Annotated in this window: 21 protein-coding genes and 1 riboswitch; of the genes, 3 read left to right on the top strand and 18 right to left on the bottom strand. The window is 72.2% G+C overall.

All coding sequences use genetic code 11. The features are described from left to right. Positions 1-107 precede the first annotated feature (107 nt). The 4 genes from OG990_RS33370 to thiE form a co-directional block, all read right to left on the bottom strand. The gene (locus tag OG990_RS33370; protein ID WP_406078258.1) at positions 108-887 is read right to left on the bottom strand and encodes a thiazole synthase; all 780 of its coding nucleotides are present in this window, start codon (positions 885-887) and stop codon (positions 108-110) included. Then, positions 884-1,084, bottom strand: a complete 201-nt coding sequence (gene thiS / locus OG990_RS33365; protein WP_355609833.1) for a sulfur carrier protein ThiS — start codon at positions 1,082-1,084, stop codon at positions 884-886. Before thiS ends, OG990_RS33370 begins: the two co-directional genes overlap by 4 nt. Continuing rightward, positions 1,075-2,283, bottom strand: a complete 1,209-nt coding sequence (gene thiO, locus OG990_RS33360) for a glycine oxidase ThiO (RefSeq protein ID WP_406078257.1) — start codon at positions 2,281-2,283, stop codon at positions 1,075-1,077. Before thiO ends, thiS begins: the two co-directional genes overlap by 10 nt. Then, positions 2,277-2,903, bottom strand: coding sequence for a thiamine phosphate synthase (gene thiE / locus OG990_RS33355; protein WP_406078256.1), 627 nt, complete (start codon positions 2,901-2,903; stop codon positions 2,277-2,279). Before thiE ends, thiO begins: the two co-directional genes overlap by 7 nt. Continuing rightward, positions 2,898-3,007: riboswitch (TPP riboswitch) on the bottom strand. Its footprint overlaps the gene before it by 6 nt. 310 nt (positions 3,008-3,317) lie before the next feature. Between thiE and OG990_RS33350 the strand changes: the two genes are divergently transcribed. Together OG990_RS33350 and OG990_RS33345 are read left to right on the top strand one after the other, a co-directional pair. Then, entirely contained in the window at positions 3,318-9,161 is a 5,844-nt protein-coding gene (locus tag OG990_RS33350; protein ID WP_406078255.1) for a ThuA domain-containing protein, read from the top strand. Positions 9,162-9,232: 71 nt separating this feature from the next. After that, positions 9,233-9,772: a hypothetical protein gene (locus OG990_RS33345; RefSeq protein ID WP_406078254.1), complete on the top strand. Its 540-nt coding sequence runs from the start codon at positions 9,233-9,235 to the stop codon at positions 9,770-9,772. A 62-nt stretch (positions 9,773-9,834) separates the two neighbouring features. Here OG990_RS33345 and OG990_RS33340 read toward each other — a convergent pair whose 3' ends face one another. The 4 genes from OG990_RS33340 to OG990_RS33325 are packed head-to-tail and all read right to left on the bottom strand — an operon-like array spanning position 9,835 to position 13,957. Then, positions 9,835-10,797 (bottom strand): aldo/keto reductase, encoded by a 963-nt coding sequence (locus tag OG990_RS33340; protein ID WP_406078253.1) that lies wholly within the window; start codon positions 10,795-10,797, stop codon positions 9,835-9,837. Positions 10,798-10,834: 37 nt separating this feature from the next. Beyond that, positions 10,835-11,635, bottom strand: coding sequence for a nucleotidyltransferase domain-containing protein (locus OG990_RS33335; protein WP_406078252.1), 801 nt, complete (start codon positions 11,633-11,635; stop codon positions 10,835-10,837). Then, a complete protein-coding gene (locus tag OG990_RS33330) occupies positions 11,632-13,311 on the bottom strand; it encodes an ATP-binding cassette domain-containing protein (protein WP_328420486.1) in 1,680 nt (559 codons plus the stop codon). The genes OG990_RS33335 and OG990_RS33330 overlap by 4 nt, the downstream gene beginning before the upstream one ends. A 40-nt stretch (positions 13,312-13,351) precedes the next feature. Next, positions 13,352-13,957 carry a class I SAM-dependent methyltransferase gene (locus tag OG990_RS33325; RefSeq protein WP_406078251.1) on the bottom strand — a complete coding sequence of 202 codons (606 nt, stop codon included), beginning with the start codon at positions 13,955-13,957 and terminating at the stop codon, positions 13,352-13,354. A 102-nt stretch (positions 13,958-14,059) separates the two neighbouring features. Between OG990_RS33325 and OG990_RS33320 the strand changes: the two genes are divergently transcribed. Next, complete coding sequence (locus OG990_RS33320; protein ID WP_406078250.1) at positions 14,060-15,124, top strand: hypothetical protein; 1,065 nt, start codon at positions 14,060-14,062, stop codon at positions 15,122-15,124. A 69-nt stretch (positions 15,125-15,193) separates the two neighbouring features. On the opposite strand, the gene truA is transcribed toward OG990_RS33320, so the two are convergent. From truA to map, 10 genes are all read right to left on the bottom strand, one after another. Then, entirely contained in the window at positions 15,194-16,024 is an 831-nt protein-coding gene (gene truA / locus OG990_RS33315) for a tRNA pseudouridine(38-40) synthase TruA (protein WP_355609852.1), read from the bottom strand. Between the two features lie 67 nt (positions 16,025-16,091). Then, positions 16,092-16,649, bottom strand: a complete 558-nt coding sequence (rplQ, locus tag OG990_RS33310) for a 50S ribosomal protein L17 (protein WP_328420494.1) — start codon at positions 16,647-16,649, stop codon at positions 16,092-16,094. Between the two features lie 34 nt (positions 16,650-16,683). Beyond that, positions 16,684-17,706, bottom strand: coding sequence for a DNA-directed RNA polymerase subunit alpha (locus OG990_RS33305; protein ID WP_089018953.1), 1,023 nt, complete (start codon positions 17,704-17,706; stop codon positions 16,684-16,686). A 99-nt stretch (positions 17,707-17,805) separates the two neighbouring features. Then, the gene (gene rpsD / locus OG990_RS33300) at positions 17,806-18,432 is read right to left on the bottom strand and encodes a 30S ribosomal protein S4 (RefSeq protein ID WP_089018952.1); all 627 of its coding nucleotides are present in this window, start codon (positions 18,430-18,432) and stop codon (positions 17,806-17,808) included. A 13-nt stretch (positions 18,433-18,445) separates the two neighbouring features. After that, positions 18,446-18,853, bottom strand: a complete 408-nt coding sequence (gene rpsK, locus OG990_RS33295; protein WP_007073011.1) for a 30S ribosomal protein S11 — start codon at positions 18,851-18,853, stop codon at positions 18,446-18,448. Between the two features lie 18 nt (positions 18,854-18,871). Further along, positions 18,872-19,252, bottom strand: coding sequence for a 30S ribosomal protein S13 (rpsM, locus tag OG990_RS33290; protein WP_184178702.1), 381 nt, complete (start codon positions 19,250-19,252; stop codon positions 18,872-18,874). 266 nt (positions 19,253-19,518) lie between these two features. After that, positions 19,519-19,632, bottom strand: coding sequence for a 50S ribosomal protein L36 (gene rpmJ, locus OG990_RS33285; protein ID WP_012184307.1), 114 nt, complete (start codon positions 19,630-19,632; stop codon positions 19,519-19,521). 91 nt (positions 19,633-19,723) lie between these two features. After that, a complete protein-coding gene (gene infA / locus OG990_RS33280; protein ID WP_007073013.1) occupies positions 19,724-19,945 on the bottom strand; it encodes a translation initiation factor IF-1 in 222 nt (73 codons plus the stop codon). A 300-nt stretch (positions 19,946-20,245) separates the two neighbouring features. After that, a complete protein-coding gene (locus OG990_RS33275) occupies positions 20,246-20,839 on the bottom strand; it encodes a DUF1707 domain-containing protein (RefSeq protein WP_406078249.1) in 594 nt (197 codons plus the stop codon). A 158-nt stretch (positions 20,840-20,997) separates the two neighbouring features. Further along, positions 20,998-21,849 carry a type I methionyl aminopeptidase gene (gene map, locus OG990_RS33270; protein ID WP_406078248.1) on the bottom strand — a complete coding sequence of 284 codons (852 nt, stop codon included), beginning with the start codon at positions 21,847-21,849 and terminating at the stop codon, positions 20,998-21,000. Positions 21,850-21,908 lie beyond the last annotated feature (59 nt).

The following is a 21,908-nucleotide window of genomic DNA, read 5'->3' as shown; positions in this document are numbered from 1 at the left end:
CGTCAACACCACGACGCCCGACGGCACGGTCCCCGTCGAGGTCTTGGAAGAATCCGGTCCAAGATCTGCGGGGCTTCGTCCCGGCGCAGACGGAGGTGGGGTGGGGGTCACAGGTCGGGTCTTCCCTCGTCCGGAGTGGACGGGAGGGCGTGGAAGCGGCGGGCGATTCGTCCGGCGCCTGCGGCCAGGCGGCCCGCCTCGACCGCGTACCGCATCGCGGTGGCCATCGTCACCGGGTCGGCGGCCCGGGTGACCGCACTGGCCAGCAGCACCGCGTCGCAGCCCAGTTCCATGGCCAGGGCCGCGTCGGACGCGGTGCCGATGCCGGCGTCGAGGATCACCGGCACGTCCACGCCCTGCCGGATCAGCCGGATGTGGTGCGGGTTGCCGATGCCGAGCCCCGAGCCGATCGGCGCGCCGGCCGGCATCACCGCGGCGCAGCCCACGTCGGCCAGCCGGCGCGCAAGCACGGGGTCGTCGCTGGTGTACGGCAGCACGGTGAAGCCGTCGGCGACCAACTCCTCGGCGGCGCGGAGCAGTTCCACCCCGTCGGGCAGCAGCGTCCGCTCGTCGCCGATCACCTCCAGCTTGATCCAGTCGGTGTCGAACGCGTCCCTGGCCAGTCGGGCCACCTTCACCGCCTCGGCGGCGGTGTAGCAGCCGGCGGTGTTCGGCAGCAGCCGTACCCCGCACCGGTCCAGCAGCTCCAACAGCCCACCGGCTGAGCCCGGGGCGGTGTCCACCCGGCGCAGTGCGAGGGTGACCAGCTCCGTGCCGGACGCCCGGATCGCCTGCTCCAGCACGTGCAGATTCGCGGCTCCGCCGGTGCCGAGGATCAGCCGCGAGGTGAACGTGACTCCGCCCAGCTCGAACGGCACGCCGCTCACCCGCCCTGCGCGGCGGTGAGCACCTCGACGCGGTCACCGTCGCGCAGCACCGTCGCCGGCCAGCCGGCCCGGGGCACCACCTCGCCGTTGACCGCGACCGCCACCCCGCGCTGCTGGGGTGCGACGTCGCGGACCAGGTCGGCCACCGACGCGCCACCTGGGACGCTGCGTCCGGCGCCGTTAACCGTCAACTCCATCGGTCCTCCTCCATCGTCCGATCGCCAACACCGACCGCACCGGACCCAGCCAGCCCACCGACACCGACCGCGCCGGTTGATTCCGGGGAGTTGCTGGAGAAGCGGTCAGGCCGGAAGGGCGCGAGCAGCGGATCGGGCACGCCGGTGGTCACCAGGTCGGCGATCAGGTCGGCGGTGACCGGGGTGAGCACGATGCCGTGCCGGTGGTGCCCGGTGGCGGCCAGCACGTCCGGCCGGCCGGGCAGCGGCCCGAGGATGGGCGCGTTGTCCGGGGTGCCCGGGCGCAGCCCGGCGACCGCCTCGACCAGGTCGTACTCGGCCAGCTCGGGGAGCAGGTCGACGCCGGCACGGAGCAGGCGCAGCACCGCGCCGGCGGTGACCGTGGTGTCCGACCGTTCCTCGACCGTCGCGCCGAGCACCACCTCGCCGTCGACGCGGGGCACCAGATAGACGTGCTCGCCGTCGGCGTACCCCCGGATCACGTGCCGGAAGCCCGGCGCGACGCCGTCGGGCGCGCGCAGCCGGAGGACCTGGCCCTTCACCGGCCGCACCGGCAGGCCGGTGAGGGCGGCCGCGCCGCACCCGGCGGCGACCACGGTGATCCGGGCGTCCACCTCGGAGAGGTGCCGGACCGGCTGCGGCACGAGCACCGCGCCGGCCCGCCGGGCGGCCGTGCGCAGCGCCGGCACCAGCAGCCGGGGGTCGACCTGGTGGTCGGTGGGCGCGAGCGCGCCGCCGCGCACCCGCGGGGCGAGCGCCGGCTCGCGGTCACGCAGCTCGGTGGGACGCAGCGGGGTCACCGGCAGTCCCAACCCCTGCTGGTACGCCCAGAGCCGGCGCGCCTCGGCCAGGTCGTCGCCGGTCAGCCCGACCATCAGGGTGCCCTCGGTCCGGTAGCCGAGCTCGGCGCCGGTCGCCTCGGTCAGCTCGGCGGCGAACGCCGGCCAGCGGGCGGCGGACGCCAGCAGCAACCCGGTCAACTGCCGTTCACCGAAGTACGCCTCGGCGACCGGGGAGAGCATGCCCGCGGCCACGGCCGACGCCCCCGAGCCGGAGGCTGGATCGTGCACCTCCACTCGCAGCCCGCGCGCGGCGCACCGCCAGGCGATCGCCAACCCGATCGGGCCCGCCCCCACCACCGCCACGTCCGGCCGGGCCCGGTCGTCGGATCGCGTCGACGGGGACCGGCCGGTCAGCACGTCAGTGCCCCGAGCAGCTCGGCGGTGGCCCGAGCGGGGTCGGCGGCAGCGGAGATCGCGCTGACGACGGCCACCCCGTACGCCCCGGCGTCCCGCAGCGCCGGCACCCGGTCGGCGGTCACCCCGCCGATCGCGATGACCGGCACGTCGACGGCGCCGGTGACCGCGCGTACCCCCGCTGGGCCGATCGGGTCGGGTAGCCCGGACTTGGTGCTGGTGGCGTGGCACGGCCCGACGCCCAGGTAGCTGGCCCCGGCGGCGACCGCCTCGACCGCCGTCCCCGGCGCGCGGGCGGTGGCTCCCAGCACACCGGTGGGGCCGAGCACCCGGCGAGCCGCGGCGACCGGCAGGTCGTCGGCCCCGACGTGCCCACCGGCGGCGCCCACCGCCAGCGCCACGTGCAGCCGGTCGTTGACCAGGCAGTTCGCCCCGTACGGCGCACAGAGCGCCAGCACCCGGCGGGCCAGGTCGTACGCCTCGCGGTCGGTGGCGGAGTCCTCGACCCGGACCTGCACCACCAGGTCGGCGCGGGCCGCCGTGAGGGCGGCCCGGACCACGGTGAGCGGATCCCGCCCGGGTCGGGTGTCGGTGATCAGATGCAGTCGCCCAAGGGACGGCACGGCAACTCTCCTCCCTGCGCCGGCATTACCCGGATCAGGTTCGACGGTCGGGGGCTGTCAGCCCCCCTCTCAGCCCGGTACACCGGGCTCCCGTGGGTTACTTGCGTGTCACCGTACGACAGTTCCGCCGGTCTGCCAAGGCGGGGTCGGCGGCTGGTCGGCGGGCCCGGCCGTGGCGCGTGGCGAGATCCGTTGGGCGCTTCATGCGGTCCTGTTCGGAATGTCGCCCGCCGTTGCAGAACCGTTACCCGTCGGCATCTTGCCCGACATTGATCCAGCCGAATTAATTTGTTCAGCGATTCGACAAAATGCTGGAGTGGACGCCCTGGCACGGCGCCCGCACCGGCTCCATCTGGGACGGTCTTCGGCGAGCCGGCCCCCGCGATCCCTGTCCACCGCGACATAGGAGGCGGCGTGTCCGATTCTCGTCGTGCCCGCGTACCCATCACTGCGACCCTGATCTCCCTTGCCCTCGCCTCGACGACCCTGTTCGGGCTGCCGGCGCAGGCGGCTCCGGCCGCCACGCAGGTCCCCCCACGAGAGGCGCCAGCCGCAGCCCCGGTCACCCAGGTGGTGCCGAAGGCGCCGAAGGCCGCGGCCGATCCCTTCTCCGTCCTGGTCTTCTCCAAGACCGCCGGTTTCCGGCACGACTCCATTCCCACCGGCATCGAGGCCATCCAACAGCTCGGCGTCGCCAACGGATTCACCGTGGACAACTCGGAGGACGGCGCCGCATTCAACGACGCCAACCTGGCCAAGTACAAGGCGGTGATCTGGCTCTCCACCACCGGCGACGTCCTCGACGCCGAGCAGCAGGCGGCGTTCGAGCGCTACGTGCGGGCCGGCGGCGGTTACGTCGGCATCCACGCCGCCTCGGACACCGAGTACAGCTGGTCCTGGTACGGCGACCTGGTCGGCGCGTACTTCGCCAACCACCCGGCCAACCAGCAGGCCACGGTCAAGGTGGAGGAGCACGCCCACCCGTCCACGACCGGATTGCCGGACCGTTGGTCCCGATTCGACGAGTGGTACAACTACCAGACCAACCCGCGGCCGGACGTGCACGTGCTGGCCAGCCTGGACGAGAAGACCTACACCCCGGGAGCTGGCGCGATGGGCGCCGACCACCCGATCGCCTGGTGCCAGGACTTCGACGGCGGCCGCTCCTGGTACACGGGGGGCGGGCACACCCGGGAGTCGTACGCCGAGCCGGAGTTCCTCAGCCACCTGCTCGGCGGCATCCGGACCGCCGCCGGCGTGGCGGACGCCGACTGTGGCGCCTCGAAGACCTCGAGCTTCGAGAAGGTCACGCTGGACAGCAACACCAGCAACCCGATGGAGCTGGACATCGCCCCGGACGGGCGGGTCTTCTACGTCGAGCGCGACGGCCGGGTGCAGATCGTCAAGCCGGACACCGGCAGCACTGTCACCGCCGTCGACCTGAACGTCTTCACCGGCAACGAGGACGGCCTGATCGGCATCCGGCTCGACCCGGACTTCGCCACCAACCACTGGGTCTACCTCTACTACGCGCCGAACGACGGTGTGGCGCGTAACCTGCTGTCCCGGTTCACCGTGACCGGCGACACCATCGACCCGGCCAGCGAGAAGCAGGTGCTGCGGGTCGACACGCAGCGCAACACCTGCTGCCACGCTGGCGGCAGCATGACCTTCGACGGGAACGGCAACCTCTACCTGGTCACCGGGGACAACACCAACCCGTTCGAGTCGGACGCGTTCACCCCGATCGACGAGCGGCCCGGCCGGCAGGACTACGACGCCCAGCGCACCTCCGGCAACACCAACGACCTGCGCGGCAAGGTGATCCGGATCCATCCGGAGGACGACGGGACGTACACCGTCCCGGACGGCAACCTCTTCCCGCAGGGGACCGAGAAGACCCGGCCGGAGATCTACGCGATGGGCTTCCGGAACCCGTTCCGGATCGGCATCGACCCCGGCACCAACACCCTCTACGTCGCCGACTACGGGCCGGACGCCAGTGCGGCCAACCCCAATCGCGGCCCCGAGGGCACGGTGGAGTGGAACATCGTCGGTACGCCCGGCAACTACGGCTGGCCGTACTGCACGGGGGCGAACTACGCCTACAACGACTACACGTTCCCGTCCGGCCCGAGCGGGGCGAAGTTCGACTGCGCGGCGCCGGTGAACAACTCGCCCAACAACACCGGCCTCACCGCCCTGCCGCCGGTCGTCCCGGCGACCGTCGACTACGACTACAGCGGCAACCCGCTCTTCCCCGAGATCGGCGGGGGCGGCGCACCGATGGCCGGCCCGGTCTACCGGTACGACGCCGACCTGAACTCGGACCGGAAGTGGCCCGCGTACTACGACGGCAAGGCGCTCTTCGGCGAGTGGAACCAGTCGAAGATGTACACCATGCAGGTGACCGCCGACGGCAAGTCGTTGGTGGACATCAACCAGTTGCTCACCGGGATGAGCCTGATCCGGCCGATGGACTTCGAGTTCGGCCCGGACGGCGCGCTCTACCTGATCGAGTGGGGCACCGGTTTCGGCGGCAACAACGACGACTCCGGCGTCTACCGGATCGACTACATCGCCGGTGACCGGGCACCGATCGCCATGGCGGACGCCACCCCCACCTCGGGACCGGCACCGCTGACGGTGGCCTTCACCAGCGCGGGCTCCCGCGACCCGGACGGTGGCACGCTCACCTACGCCTGGGCCTTCGGCGACGGCCAGACCTCCACCGAGGCGAACCCGACGCACACCTACGCCACGGCGGGCAGCTACACCGCCCAGCTCACCGTGACCAACCCGAAGGGCCGTACCGCGGTGGCCAACGTACCGGTCACCGTGGGCAACACCGCGCCGACCGTGACCATTGAGTTCCCGCCGGACGGCGGCTTCTTCGACTGGGGTGACCAGGTCCGCTACACGGTCAAGGTGACCGACCCGGAGGACGGGCAGATCGACTGCGACCGGGTGCAGCTCCAGGTGCTGCTCGGTCACGACGAGCACGCCCACCCGCTGGAGCAGCACACCGGCTGCACCGGCACGGTCCAGACGTCGCTCGCCTCCGGGCACGGCGCCGAGGCGAACGTCTTCGCGGTCTTCGAGGCCACCTACACCGACCAGGGCGGCACCGGCGGGGCCGGACCGCTCACCGGGCGGGCCATCGAGCAGTTGCAGCCCAAGCGCAAGCAGGCCGAGTACTTCACCGCCACCGGGCGGGCGCCGGTGAACACCGGCGGCGGCGACGCCGGCGTGCAGCGGGAGACCACCGGCGACACCGCCGGCGGCGGCCAGAACATCGGGTTCATCGAGGACGGCGACTGGTGGTCGCTCGCCCCGGCGGACCTCACCAACATCACCGACATCCGGTTCCGGGCCGCCTCGGCCACTTCCGGAGGCCGGATCGAGGTCCGCGCCGGTGCGGTCGACGGACCGGTGGTCGCCACGGCCACCGTCCCGGGCACCGGCGGGTGGCAGACGTACACGGACGTGACCGCGCCGGTGACCGGCGCCGGGAGCGGCACGCTGTACTTCGTCGCCCGGGACCCCAACGGTGGCGCGGGATCGCTGCTCAACGTCAACTGGATGGACTTCCTCGGCCGCGGCGTCACCGAGAACGCGCCGCCGGCGGTGAGCGCCACCGCCACCCCGGCCACCGGCACCGCGCCGGTAACCGTCGCCTTCGACGGCACGGCCACCGACGCCGAGGGTGACACCCCGCTGACGTACGCCTGGGACTTCGGCGACGGCGGCACGGCGACCACTGTGGACGCCAGCCACACCTACACCAGCCCGGGCACCTTCACCGCGACCCTCACGGTGACCGACAGCAAGGGCGCCAGGGCGTACGCCACGGTGCCGGTGCGGGTGGACGCGCCGAACACGTCCTGCTTCGGGGCGCGCTCGGACGACTTCACCGGCGCCAGCCTCGACAAGGGCCGGTGGACCAGCGTGGTCCGGGAGAACCAGCTCTACTCGGTCAGCGGAGGCGCGCTGCGGCTGCCCACGGCGGTGGGTGACCTCTACGGCGGCCGTAACGACGCCACCAACCTGGTGCTCCAGCCGGCTCCGACCGGGGCCTGGCAGGTGACCACCCGGGTCACCCTGCCGGTGACGACCAACTACCAGCAGGCCGGCCTGCTGGTGTACGGCGACGACGACAACTACGCCAAGCTGGACCTGCTCTACTCGGGCAGCCGGCGGGTGGAGTTCATCCGGGAGACGGCCGGCACGCCCCGCAACGAGGCTGCCGACAGCACCGCCGCACCGGCCGGTGACACGCTGCACCTGCGGATCACCAGCGACGGGACGACCCTGACCGCGGCCGTCTCGGCCGACGGCCAGACCTTCACCCCGGTCGGCCGGTCGGCCGCGCTCGACGGCATCACCAACCCGCGGATCGGGCTCTTCGCGCTCAACGGCGGCACCGAGGCGCCGGTGGTCGACGCGAGCTTCGACTGGTTCCAGATCACGCCGGACGCCCCGGCCGGGCCGGTCGAGCCGTCGGACGAGTTCACCGGCGACGCGCTGGACAAGTGCCGGTGGAACGCGATCCTGCGGGAGGACCCGAACGGTTACCGGGTCACCGGTGGCGCGCTGCGGGTCGACGTGCCCAACGGTGACATCTACGGCGGCGACAACACCGGGCCGAAGAACTTCATCCTCCAGACCGCGCCGTCCGGCGACTGGACCCTGGAGACGAAGGTCGACGGCAGCCTGCTGAACGAGCAGTACCAGCAGGCCGGCCTCATCGTGCTGGCCGACGACGACAACTACCTGAAGTTCGACTACATCGCGGACAATCAGCCCGGCCAGCCGGTGACGCGGCGGATCGAGTTCCGCAGCGAGATCGGCGGGACGGTCCAGAACCCGCAGCCGGAGGCGGGCAACCTGACCAGTGCGGTGTGGTACCTGCGGCTGGCCCGCAGCGGCGACACCTTCACTGCGTCGTACTCGGCCGACGGGGCAACCTGGACCGCGTTGACCGCGCTCACCAACAGCGCGGTCGGGGCCACCCCGAAGGTCGGGCTGTTCACCCTCGGCGCCAACCAGACCGCCTCGAAGACCGCCGGGTTCGACTACTTCCGGCTCAGCACCGAGGCGGCCGACGAGACCGCACCGGTGACCACGGCGGCGGTCTCCGGCACCCCGACCGACGGTTGGTACACCGGGCCGGTGACGGTCACCCTGACCGGCGTCGACGAGGCCGGCGGCAGTGGGTTGGCCGGTACGGCGTACCAGCTGGACGGGGCCACCACCTGGACGGATTACACCGCTCCGGTGGCGGTCAGCGGGGACGGCGAGCACGAGCTGCGGTTCCGCTCGACCGACGAGGCGGGCAACGTGGAGTCGACGAAGACCGTCGCGGTCAAGATCGACGCCACCGCGCCGGTCACCTCGGCGACGTTCGCTCCCGCGAACGACGCCGGCTGGCACAACGGGACCATCCCCGTCGTGCTGACCTCGACCGATGCCGGGTCCGGGGTCAGGACGGTGGAGTGGTCGCTGGACGGTGGCGCCTGGACGCCGTACTCGGCGCCGGTCGGGGTGACCGGTGACGGGCAGCACGAGCTGCTGTTCCGGTCCACCGACAAGGCGGGCAACGCCGAGACGCTCAAGTCGGCGGTGCTACGGATCGACGGCACCAAGCCGACGCTGCTGGTGTCCGGGATCGCCGATGGTCAGCTCTACGGGGACAGCCAGGATGTCCGGGTGTCCTGGCAGGCCGTCGACCCGACCTCGGGCATCGCGACCGTGGTCGGCGACCTGGACGGCCGGCCGTACGTCAGCGGCACTCTGCAGGCCATGTACGAGCTGCCACTCGGCCTGCACGAGCTGACCGTGACCGCGACCGACAAGGCTGGCAACAAGACCACCTCGGAGGTCCGGTTCTTCGTCACCACCTCGTTCCGGGACATGCAGAACCTGCTGGACCGGTTCAAGGCGACGGGGCGGCTGTCGGCCAACGCGCACAAGCAGTTGACGGCGAAGCTCGACGCGGCTCGGAAGGCCGAGGCGTCCGGCAAGGACGCTCAGGCGATCAAGCAGCTGACCGCGTTCCGGGCGCTCGCCGCCGACGCCACCCTGGTGGCCGAGGCCGAGATCCGGGACGTCCTGATCCGGGACGCCGACGCCATGATCGTCCGGCTCGGCGGCGTGGCGAGCAAGGCCGGAGTCCGGGCCAATGACGGCGAGCCGGTCAAGGGTGCCGGGCGGCTCGGTGGCGATGCCACCCGGCTCGCCCCCGGTCGCCAGCTCTGATCCGACGAGGCCCCTCCCCGACGCTCCGGCGCCGGGGAGGGGCCTCCCTCATCCGTAGTGAGGAGGCGTCCGTGACGCGTATCCGCAAGGGGTTGGCCGCCCTGTTCGTCGGACTGGCCCTGATCCTGTTCTCGGCGGCTCCGGCCGCAGCGCACACCGGCAAGCTCAAGCTGACCGTGGCCGGCGACGGGGCCGACGGGGTCACTGTGCAGGCCACCTACGCCGACGGGCATCGGCTGGACAAGCCGGTGCGGTTGACCCTCACCGGCACCGGCCCGGAGGGGCGGCGGCTCGGCCCGGTGCAGTTGGAACCGGCACCCGAGGGGCAGGGCTTCTACAGCAGCGGCCCGCTACTCTCCCCGGGCACGTGGCGGGTGACGGTGAGCGCCCCGGCGCCGAACCCCGGTCAGGCCGGCGCCGAGGTGCAGGCGCGGCCGGCGCAGTCGCCTCCGCCGGCTCCCGCGCGGGTCGCCGTGACGGCGCCGGCGGCGGCCGACGGTCGCGCCGCCGCGGACGGGAGCGCCTGGTGGTGGCCGGTCGGGCTGGCCGCCCTGGTGCTCACCGCGCTGGCGGTGGCGGTGGCAATGCTGGTCAGCCGCCGCCCCGACTGACCGTCTCGGATGATCGGGCCGGGCCGCCATGAGCGGCCCGGCCCGACGCCCGACCAGGCGGCTCAGAGGATGGCGCGCAGCGCCGCCAGGTCCTCGTCCGTGGGCTCCCAGGTGCCGGCGGCGGCGTTGGCGTGCACCTGCTCGGGCGTGGTGGCGCCGGCGATCACCGAGGTCACCGCCGGCTGGGCGGCCAGCCCGCCGATCGCCACCTGGAGCATGGTCAGCCCCCGCTCGGCCGCGTACGCCTCGATCGCCTCGATGGTGTCCCAGTCGGCGGCGGCGAGCCGTTCGGCGTACCGGCCACCGCCGGAGAGCCGGCTGCCGGCCGGCGGCTGCCCGTCGCGCCGGTACTTGCCGGTGAGCAGACCGTTGGCGAGCGGGAAGAAGGGCAGCATGCCGAGCCCGAACCGCTCACAGGCCGGGATCACCTCGGTCTCCACGGACCGCTCCACCAGGCTGTAGTGGTTCTGCGCGCTGATGAAGCGGGCCCGGCCGCTGGACGAGGCGACCCAGTCCGCGTCGGCGATCTGCCACCCGGCGAAGTTGGAGTTGCCCAGGTAGCGCACCTTGCCGTCGCGGACCAGGTCGTCCAGGGCCGCCAGCGTCTCGTCGATCGGGGTGCCCGGGTCGGGCTCGTGCATCTGGTAGAGGTCGATGTGGTCGGTGCCGAGCCGGCGCAGCGACGCCTCCACCGCGCGGGCGATGTAGCGCCGCGAACCCCGGGCGCCGAAGTCCGGCCCGTTCAGGCCGTTCATGTCCATGCCGAACTTGGTGGCCACCACCACGTCGTCCCGGCGGCCCTTGAGCGCCTGTCCGAGCAGCTCCTCGGAGCCGCCCTGCGGCTCGCCGTAGATGTCGGCGGTGTCGAACAGGGTGATCCCGGCGTCCAGGGCGGCGTCCACCACCGCGCGGGTGCCGTCGAGGTCGAGCTTGCGGCCAAAGTTGTTGCAGCCGATGCCGACCACGGACACCACGAGCCCGGAGTCGCCCAGCCGGCGATAGGTCATCTCAGTCACGAGATCCACCCTATGCCGGCCGGTTGTGGGCCACCTCGGCGGCGGCTCAGCCGACCACCTCGGTGACCAGCTCGCGGGCGGCGCTGAGGGTGGCGGTCAGCTCGGCGGGGCTGCGGCCGACGGCGCCGAGCAGGGCCTGCGCCCGCTGCTCGAAGTCCGGCGGCGCGCCCGGCAACCGCCCCGCGGCGGCGATCATCCCCTTCTCGTTGACCAGCCACCGGCCCGCTCGGGCGTGCAGCACCTGGGCGAGCACCCCGACCACCCGGAACAGGCAGCCGGCGACGTACCCGCTGTCCCCGCCGGCGCTGGCCTTGGCCGCGCCGGCCAGCAGGAACCCGGCCTCCCAGCCGCCGGCCACCAGCGCGTCGGCCAGCGCGGGCGGATACTCCCGGGTCTGCTCCTTCAGCCGGGTCAGCTGGCCGGTCGGGTCCGCCAGCACCTGGCACAGCGCCACCTCGCCCACGTAGGCGGACGAGTAGAACCCGAGCGGGTGCCCGGCCTGCACCCCGACCTCGTACCGACCGGCCCGGCAGTCCGTCCAGACGCGGTGCACCCGGTCGAGGTCCCGGTAGATCCAGTCCACAGCGGACCCGTCGATCCGCAGCCAACCACCGCCGTTGACCCAGCGGCCCCAACCACCCGGGGCGGTGAGCGCGATGTCGGTGTCGTCGGCGACCGTCGCGGCGACCGCACGCAGCGCCGGTACGTCCAACTCACCCCGGTAGTACAGACCCAGGTCCCAGTCGGAGTCCGGGCGATGCTCGCCGCGTGCCCGGCTACCGCCGAGCGCCACGGCCACCACCCCCTCGACGGCGCACAGCCGGTCGGGCAGGTCGGCGGGGATCACCCGACGTCCCAGACCGGCTCCGGGGTCTCCGCCACCTCGCTGTCGCCCCGGAACAGCACGAACCGGTCGAAGGAGCGGGTGAACCAGCGGTCGTGGGTGACCGCGATCACGGTCCCCTCGAACGCGTTCAGGCCCGCCTCCAGCGCCTCGGCGCTGGCCAGGTCGAGGTTGTCGGTGGGCTCGTCCAACAGCAGCAGGGTCGCCCCGGACAGCTCCAGCAACAGCACCAGGAACCGGGCCTGCTGCCCACCGGAGAGGGTGCCGAAGCGCTGGTCGCCCTGGGCTGCCAGTTCGTACCGGCTGAGCACACCCATCGCGGCGTGCCGGTCCATCCCGGTCCGGTGCTCGTCGCCCCGCCAGAGGATCTCGACCAGCGTCTTCGACATCAGCTCCGGCCGGTCGTGGGTCTGGGAGAAGTGCCCGGGGCGGACGCGGGCACCGAGCCGGGCCGTGCCGTCGTGCGCCACCGGGGCGAGCGCGCCCGCACCGTCGACCGGCCCGTTCGCCGGGTCGGGGTCGGTGCCGCCCCGGGCCAGCAGCCGCAGGAAGTGCGACTTGCCGGTGCCGTTGGCACCGAGCACAGCCACCCGGTCGCCGTACCAGATCTCCAGGTCGAAGGGGTAGGTCAGGCCGTCCAGCTCCAGCTGCTCGCAGACGACCGCGCGCTTGCCGGTCCGCCCGCCGGTCAGCCGCATCCGGATGTCCTGGTCCTTCGGCGGTACGGGCGGCGGCCCGGCCTCCTCGAACTTGCGCAGCCGGGTCTGCGCGGCCTGGTAGCGCGAGGCCAGCCCGTCGTTGTACGCCGCCTTCTGCTTGTACATCAGCATCAGCTCGCGCAGCTTCTGGTGTTCCTCGTCCCAGCGCCGGCGCAGCTCGTCGAGACGGGCGTGTCGGGCCACCCGCGCCTCGTACCAGCTGGCGAAGCCACCCGGGTGCACCCAGGCGCTGCCGCCCTCCACGGCGACCACCCGGTCGGCGGTCTGGGCCAGCAGCTCGCGGTCGTGCGAGACGTAGAGCACCGACTTGGTCGACTCGCGCAGCCGCGCCTCCAGCCAACGCTTGCCGGGCACGTCGAGGAAGTTGTCCGGCTCGTCGAGCAGCAGCACCTCGTCGGGGCCGCGCAGCAGCAGCTCCAGTGCGAAGCGCTTCTGCTGTCCACCGGAGAGGGTGCGGACCGGCCGGTCCCGGACGCCGTCCCAGGGCAGGTCGAGCACGATGGTGGCGACGGTGTCGAAGAGCACCTCGGCGTCGTACCCGCCGGCCTCGCCCCAGGCGCCCAGCGCGTCGGCGTACGCCAGCTGGGCCTTGCCGGCGGCGGTGCTGTACTTGCCGCGGACCTCGGCCGCCCGCATGGCCGCCTCGGTCTCGCCGAGCCGGCGGCCGGCCTCGCGCAGTGCCGGTGGGGCCAACGACAGCGCCATGTCGGCCAGCGTCGACTCGTCGCCGATCATGCCGATGAACTGGCGCATCACGCCCAACCCACCGGCCCGCGCTACGGCGCCGGTACGCACCGGCAGGTCGCCGGCGACCATCCGCAGCAGCGTCGTCTTACCCGCGCCGTTCGGCCCGACCAGGGCGACCTTGCTGCCCTCCCCGACCCGGAACGACACGTCGGCGAAGAGTTCCCGACCGTCGGGCAGGATGTGCCCGACCGCTGCCACATCCACGTATCCCACGCCGGGATCCTGCCCCAGTGAGGGCCGGGGGGACATCCAATTACCGGGTGACCCGCAGCACCCGGAAGCCCTTCTGGCTGGCGCACCGCTCAACCTGCCAGCCCTGTTCGGTGAGCCAGCGGTGCAGTGAGTCGCCGCCGAGGTGCCGGGCGACCACCAGCCAGCCGACGCCGTCCGGGGCGAGCCGGGGCAGCCAGCGCAGCAGCAGGTCGTGCAGCCCGTCCTTGCCGATCCGGATCGGCGGGTTCGACCAGAGCTGGGCGAAGCGGATCTCGGCCGGTACGTCGTCCGGCGCGCTGACCCGGACCCGGTCGGCGGCGCCGACCCGGGCCGCGTTGGCCGCGGTCAGCTCGCGGGCGCGGGCGTTGACGTCGACCGCCCAGACGGTGCTCGCCGGTGCCGTGTCGGCCAGCACACAGGCGATCGGCCCGAACCCGCAGCCGAGGTCGAGCAGATCGCCGGTGGTGTCGGCGGTGGGCAGCTCGGCCTTCCGCAGGAGCACGGCGGTGCCCGGGTCGAGACGGCTGGCGGAGAAGACCCCACCGGCCGAGGCGAGCCGGTAGTCGCGGCCGGCCACGGAGAACTCGACCTCGCGCGGCGGAGCGTCGCTGGCGGGCTGAGCGCTGAAGTAGTGGTCTCCGGTCACGCCGGCAATTCTCGCACCGGCCCAGGCACGCCATGACACGGCCCACGCGTACATTTCCCGTTATTACCCCCTAAAGGGACAATGCCTCTTACTCTGGGCGACATGGTGTATCGGTACGAGTCCGATGAGGACGCTTTCGAGGAGTACCCGGAGCCCGGGTCCGACCTGGCGGTGCCCGGCGGCCCGCCCCCGCCGGCCGGGCCCTCTCCGTCGCGCTTCCCCACCCCGTCGCTGCGCCGGCCGAACCAGATCGCGCTGCCGTCGTCCCAGCCGCCGCCGGCCCGTGCCGACATCCCGCCCGCCGCGCCTCGCGATCAGGTCTACACCTCGGCACAGCCGATCGAGGCGCCCCCCGAGCGCAGCGGTGGCCGACTCTGGCAGGTGCTGATCGGCGGCGCGGCCGTCCTGGTCCTGCTCGCGCTCTGTGGCCTGGGCGTCGCCGCGCTGCTGATGGATCGCGACCCGCAGCCGCAGGCCACTCCGACCTACCAGCCGAACGCCGCCGCCGCGTCCGCCGCCCCGGCGGAACGGGAGGACCTCGACTCCCGGGACACCGACCAGGCTCCGCTCACCGCCAAGGAACTCTTCCCCGGCAAGGAGCTGAAGCTCACCGACGGCCAGCCGGCCTACAAGGTGCTCAAGACGCATTCCAGCGGCAGCTGCGCCGTCGCCGCCACCGACGAGGTGGCCGACCTGCTGGTCCGGCTCGGCTGCAACCAGGTGGTCCGGGCCACACTGCGGACTCCCGACGGCGACCACCTGGTCACCACCGGGCTGTTCAACCTGACCGACAAGGTCAGCGCGGAACGGGTCCGGGACCGGATCCGGCAGTTGCTCGACGAGCGGCAGGGCCGATTCCGGGGCATGGTCGGCAGCGACGGCGACGGCAGTGCCGTGGTGGCCACCGCCCCGGCGCGGGTCGGCTGGCAGGTCCGCGGCCACTACCTGGCGTACGCGCTGGTGGTCCGTGCGGACGGGACCGCTGTCAAGTCCGGCGACACCAAGGTCCGGGAAATCCTCTTCGACATGATCGAGCTGCACCTCAGCCAAGGCGTGCTGCAGAAGCGGGTCGACGGCGGCACGGCCGGGCAACCGACCCCGGGCCCGACGGAGAGCGGCGCAACGCAGAGCGGCGGCACCCGCAACGACAGTCTGCCGGGCGACTGACCTCGCCCCGCCGGCTACGGTCCCGGCCGTCGGCGGGCCAGCCCTCGACCGGGGGTCGGCCGTCGGTGGTCAGCCCTCGACCGGGACCCGTAGCCGGCGGGTGAGGTCGGCGCGTCGGGCGTACTCGGCCGGGTCGGCCGGGTAGCCGACCTCGACCAGGGTCAGCCCGTGCGCCGGCGCGACGGTCACCTCGCTGGACCGCTCCTGGCGGGTGAGCAGGCTGCCCGGCCACTCCACCGGGCGGCGGCCGTCCCCGGCCACCAGCATCGCCCCCACCAGGCTGCGCACCATGGCCTGGCAGAACGCGTCCGCCTGCACGGTGGCGACCAGGATGCCGTCCGGGTCACGGCGCCAGTCCAGCCGGGTCACCTCGCGCAGGGTGGTCGCGTTCTCCTTGCGCCGGCAGTACGCGGCGAAGTCGTGCTCCCCGACCAGGCCGGTCGCCGCGGCGTTCAACGCGGCCAGATCCAGCGGCCTCGGCCAGGCCAGCACCTCGTGCCGGCGCAGCGGCTCCGCGCCGTACCGGGCGTCGGTGACCCGGTACTCGTAGCGGCGGAAGGTGGCCGAGAAACGGGCATCGAAGTCGGCCGGCATCTCGGTCATCGCCCGTACCCGCACGTCGGTGGGGAGCAGCCGGGCCAGCCGGCGCAGCAGCCGCTGCTCGTGCTGCCGCCACACGTCGGCGGGGAGGTCCAGGTGGCAGACCTGCCCAGTCGCGTGCACCCCCGCGTCGGTCCGCCCGGCCACGGTCAACCCGGTGGCCGTGCCGGCACCGAGCACCAGGTCCAGGGTCTCGACGAGCACCCCGGCGACCGTGCGCCGGGTCGGCTGGGCGGCCCACCCGGAAAAGCCGGTGCCGTCGTACGAGACGTCCAGCCGCAGCCGGATCCGCTCGTCCACCTCGTACCTCCAGTTATGGGTCGGGCCCGACACCCCGATGGGGTGCCGGGCCCGACGTTGCCCTTGATCAGGCCTTGTTCTCGGTGGCCTCGTCGCTGTCCTCGCGGGCGGCGGCGGTGTCACCGGACGCCGACACCGGCGCCTCGGAGTCCTGGTCGGCCTGGGCCGACTGCGGGGTCTCCTCGGCCGGGGCGAGCGCCTCGACCTTGTCCTGCTGCGCGGCCTTGCGGGCGGCGGTCTTCTTGTTCGCCTTCGGCTCGGCGACCTGAAGCTCCTCCACCAGCTCGATGATCGCCATCGGCGCGTTGTCACCCTTGCGCGGACCGGTCTTCACGATCCGGGTGTAGCCGCCGGGGCGGTTGACGTACCGGGGCGCGATCTGGTCGAACAGGGCGTAGACCACGTCCTTGTCCTTGACGACGCCCAGCACCCGCCGCCGCGCGGCCAGGTCACCGCGCTTGGCCTTGGTGATGAGCTGCTCGGCCAGCGGACGCAGCCGCCGGGCCTTCGTCTCGGTGGTCTTGATCTTGCCGTGCTGGAACAGCGCGGTGGCCAAGTTGGCCAGCATCAGCCGCTCGTGCGCGGGGCTGCCGCCGAGGCGGGGGCCCTTGGTGGGCGTGGGCATGCTTGGTGCTCCTCAGTTGTGGCGGCAGCGCGGACTAGAGCTGCTCGGTCTCGCGGTAGTCGTCGGTGTCGTAGTCGGCCTCGCCGAAGGTGTCCACGACGTGCGCCGGGTCGAAGTTCGGGGCCGAATCCTTCAGCCCCAGGCCCATCCCGGCGAGCTTCATCTTGACCTCGTCGATCGACTTCTGACCGAAGTTGCGGATGTCGAGGAGGTCGGCCTCGGTACGCCCGATGAGCTCACCAACGGTGTTGATGCCCTCGCGCTTGAGGCAGTTGTAGGAGCGGACGGTGAGGTCCAGCTCCTCGATCGGCAGGGCGAGGTCCGCCGCCAGCTGGGCGTCCTGCGGGGACGGCCCGATGTCGATACCCTCGGCGGTCTCGTCCAGCTCCCGGGCCAGACCGAACAGCTCCACCAGCGTCGAGCCGGCGGAGGCCAGCGCGGTACGCGGGCCCATCGACGGCTTGGTCTCGACGTCGATGATCAGCCGGTCGAAGTCGGTGCGCTGCTCGACGCGGGTCGCCTCGACGCGGTAGGTCACCTTGAGCACCGGCGAGTAGATCGAGTCGACCGGGATGCGGCCGATCTCGGCGCCGGACTGCTTGTTCTGTGCAGCCGTCACGTAGCCCCGGCCCCGCTCGACGGTCAGCTCCATGTCGAGCCGGCCCTTGCCGTTGAGGGTGGCGAGCTTCAGGTCCGGGTTGTGCACCGAGACGCCGGCCGGGGGCTGGATGTCACCCGCGGTCACGTCGCCCGGGCCCTGCTTGCGCAGGTACATGCTGACCGGCTCGTCGTGCTCGGAGCTGACGCACAGCTCCTTGATGTTCATGACGAGCTCGACCACGTCCTCCTTGACACCGGGGATCGTGGTGAACTCGTGCAGCACGCCGTCGATCTTGATCGAGGTGACCGCGGCACCCGGGATCGACGACAGCAGCGTGCGCCGCAGCGAGTTGCCCAGGGTGTAGCCGAAGCCCGGCTCCAGCGGCTCGATGGCGAACCGCGACCGGGTCTCGTTGATCGACTCCTCGGAGAGGGAGGGTCGCTGGCTGATGAGCATGGTTTCTCTTCTCTTCCGGGACGCCCGCTATTTGACGCCCACGACACAAACTGTTCCGGTGGCCCGCCCCGGAGGGCGGGCCACCGCAACGAGCTCCGACTACTTGGAGTAGAGCTCGACGATCAGCTGCTCCTGGACCTGCGTGTCGATGACCTGCCGGGCCGGGAGGGAGTGCACCAGGATCTTCATCTGGCTGGGGATTGCCTCGAGCCAGGCCGGCACCGCCCGCGAACCCGCCTGAGCCTGCGCCACGATGAACGGGGTGAGCTCCTTGCTCTTGCCCCGGACCTCGATGATGTCGTGCTCCTTGACGCGGTACGACGGGATGTCGACCTTCTTGCCGTTCACCGTGAAGTGACCGTGCTTGACCAACTGGCGGGCCATGTCCCGCGAGTGGGCGTAGCCGGCCCGGTAAACGACGTTGTCCAGCCGCGACTCGAGGATCTGCAGGAGGACCTCACCGGTCTTGGCCTGCTTGCCAACGGCTTCCTCGTAGTAACCGCGGAACTGCTTCTCCAGCACGCCGTACACACGACGGGCCTTCTGCTTCTCACGGAGCTGGAGCAGGTACTCCGTCTCCTTCGTGCGGCCGCGGCCGTGCTGCCCGGGCGGGAACGGCCGGGACTCGAACGGGCACTTCGGGCCATCGCACTTGCTGCCCTTGAGGAACAGCTTCATCTTCTCCCGCCGGCAACGGCGGCAGTCAGCACCGGTGTAACGAGCCATCTCTCTCTACCTCTCAGACCCGGCGACGCTTCGGCGGACGGCATCCGTTGTGCGGCTGCGGGGTGACGTCGGAGATCTGCCCGACCTCGAGGCCCACGGCCTGCAGCGAACGGATGGCGGTCTCCCGGCCGGAGCCGGGGCCCTTGACGAACACGTCGACCTTGCGCATGCCGTGCTCCATGGCCCGACGCGCGGCGGCCTCGGCGGCCAGCTGCGCGGCGAACGGAGTCGACTTGCGGGAGCCCTTGAAGCCCACCTGGCCCGCGGAGGCCCAGGAGATGACCGCACCGGTCGGGTCCGTGATAGACACGATGGTGTTGTTGAAGGTGCTCTTGATGTGCGCCTGCCCGTGGGCGACGTTCTTGCGTTCCTTGCGCCGGACCTTCTTTACAGCGGCTCCGGCACGAGCCTTCGGTGGCATAAGTCTGTGCGCTCCTAGTTACTTCTTGCCGGGCTTCTTCTTGCCGGCGACGGTCCGCTTCGGGCCCTTCCGGGTCCGTGCATTGGTCTTGGTCCGCTGGCCACGCACGGGCAGGCCCCGGCGGTGCCGGATGCCGGCGTAGCAGCCGATCTCGACCTTGCGGCGGATGTCAGCGGCGACCTCGCGGCGCAGGTCGCCTTCAACCTTGTAGTTGCCCTCGATGTGGTCGCGGAGCTGAACGAGCTCCTCGTCCGTGAGGTCCCGAGCGCGCTTGTCCGGCGAGATGCCGGTGGCGGCGAGCGTCTCCAGGGCGCGGGTACGACCCACGCCGAAGATGTAGGTGAGCGCGATCTCCATCCGCTTTTCGCGGGGGAGATCCACGCCGGCTAGACGTGCCATGTGCGGGCGTACTCCTCGTGATGTGTGGCGGAGGTGTGGACCCGTCCCACCCCGCTACCGGCCGTCCCGTCTTTCCGACGCTGTCAGCGCCGGCGACCGGGATCGGTCGTTGCCCGAGCGGGCCCCGGCCTCCGACCGGGGGTCAGCCACGCAGAAGTACGTCTCGCGTACCGCTCGTGGCTGGGACGAGCATTTGTGTTGTGTGCGTCGCTGGGGATCTGCCCGGACCAACACCACCCGGCCGTGATCCGGCCGGACGGGCTGAGTCAGCCCTGGCGCTGCTTGTGGCGCGGGTCGGTGCAGATCACCATGACCCGGCCGTGCCGGCGAATCACCCGGCACTTGTTGCAGATCCTCTTGACGCTCGGCTTGACCTTCACGGTTGCCTTACTTCCCATCTGGCCCGGGGACGCGCAGAGCACGAGACCGGACGTCGAAGACGGACACGGGACTTCCCGGCCGCCGTCAGGACTACTTGTAGCGGTAGACGATGCGCCCGCGGGTCAGGTCGTACGGCGAGAGTTCGACGACGACCCGGTCCTCCGGCAGGATGCGGATGTAGTGCTGCCGCATCTTGCCGCTGATGTGAGCCAGCACCTTGTGGCCGTTCGCGAGCTCCACCCGGAACATAGCGTTCGGCAGGGGCTCGATGACCCGACCCTCGATCTCAATGGCTCCGTCTTTTTTCGGCATGTCCTCCGCTGTCCTGACGTCGATTGCTCCGGGCGGCCCACAACGTCTTACACGGGAAACTGACCAAGAATCAGAAGCCCGCGCCAGCCGCGGCTCCAGGTCCCACCGAAGCGCAGGGTGGGCATGCCGGAGTGGACGCTGTGCGCCGAGCTGAAAGTGTACGCCGGCCTGCGGGCGGTCGCCAAACCGGCCACCCACCGCACCGCCGTGTCGGCCGCCGGTCCCCCGTCCGAGCGTCCGATGATCTCCGCGGGCGGTCGCCGGCCGGGGTCACCAGACCGGCTCCCCCACGCCGGCGGATCAGCCGGCCGGTCGCGGGTCGTCCCGTTCGTCCAGTCCACCGGCGCGCAGCTCCCGTCGGCGGTCCCGCTTCGCCCGCTTGCGCTGCCGGCGGCGCTCCCGCTGGATCGCCTGGCGCCGCGGCTCTCCCCCGGTCAACCCGGTGACCGTGCGGACCACCAGCACCGCGCCCCACGGCCCGGCCACCCAGGCCGGCCAGAAGTAGAGCAGCTCCCGGCTGAGCAGCGAGGTCACCGCCCAGATGGTCACCACGATGGCGATCACCCGCAGGTACGGCAGCCACACCTCGGCGAGCCAGCGGGCGGTGACGCCACCGGCCGCCACCGGGGCGGGCTGGCCGCCCGTACCGCCGGCCAGCAGGCCGGCAGCCGGCGGGGTGACCGCCGCCAGCGCCGACTGCTCCGGGGGCGTCACCGGTGGCAGGTCGGTGAGTAGCACGTCCAGCTCGGCGTAGGTGCGCGCGGCGTAGGCCCGCTGCAACCGCTCGTCGTACTCGTGCAGGTCCAGTCGGCCCTCGCCGAGGGCCACCCGCAACCGGTCCGCAACCGCCTCACGGTCCGCGTCAGCGGCTCGCATCCCGTCCCGCCCGTCCATGCCGGCAAGCATGCCACCGACACGCCAGCGGCGTCCCACCCGGTCGTCCCGCCTTGATCCACCCGGGTCGCCGCGGCCTCCGGCGCCGGCCCTGCCGGCGCTCGCCTGGCCGGGTCGCCAGGCCGGCGCTCGTCCGGCCCGGTCGCCGTAGGTGTCGGTCAGGGGGCGGTCGAGGCGGCGGGCTGGCGTGCGGTGACCAGGTCGCCGAGTCGGGCCCGGCCGCCGTCGAACGCGGTGAGCACCCAGACTCCGTCGGGCAGCAGCGCCATCGAGTGCTCGACGTGGGCCGCAACCGAGCCGTCCCGGGTGACCACCGTCCAGCCGTCGGCGAGCTCGACCGTGCGCGGGGACGCCATGGTGATCATGGGCTCGATGGCCAGTGCCATGCCGGGGACCAGCCGTGGGCCCTTGCCCGGCCGGCCGTGGTTGAGCACGTGCGGGTCCTGGTGCATCTCGGTGCCGATGCCGTGCCCGCCGTAACCGTCGACGATGCCGTACCGGCCGCCCTTGCGGACCGCGGTCTCCACCGCGTGGGAGATGTCGGTGAGCCGCCCCTTGCCGCTGGCCGCACCGCGTGCGGCGGCGGCGATGCCGGCCCACATGGCGTCCTCGGCAACCTCGGCCATCTTGAGCAGCGCCGGGTCGACGTCGCCGACCGCGACGGTGATCGCGGAGTCGCCGTGCCACCCGTTCAGCACCGCACCGCAGTCGATCGAGATCAGGTCACCGTCCCGGAGCACCTGCCCCGGCGAGGGGATGGCGTGCACGACCTGCTCGTTGACCGAGGAGCAGATCGACGCCGGAAACCCGTGGTAGCCCTTGAACGACGGGACGCCACCCGCCTCGCGGATGGTCGACTCGGCGATGGCATCCAGGTCGGCCGAGCTCACACCGGGGGCCACCGCGTCGCGCATCCGGCGCAGCGCCTCGGCCACCACCAGCCCTGCGGCCCGCATCTTCTCGATCTGGTCAGGGGTCTTCAGCTGGATGTCCAGCTGGGGACGACGCATGGAGCCATTACCTTTCGTTGCCGAACAGCGGGGCACGTCGCACGTACCCCGCTGTTCGC

Source organism: Micromonospora sp. NBC_00858 (genome assembly GCF_045207365.1).
In the GTDB taxonomy this organism is placed as follows: domain Bacteria; phylum Actinomycetota; class Actinomycetes; order Mycobacteriales; family Micromonosporaceae; genus Micromonospora.
Note: the sequence above shows the minus strand (reverse complement) of the source record. Positions and strands in the feature narration are given on the sequence as shown.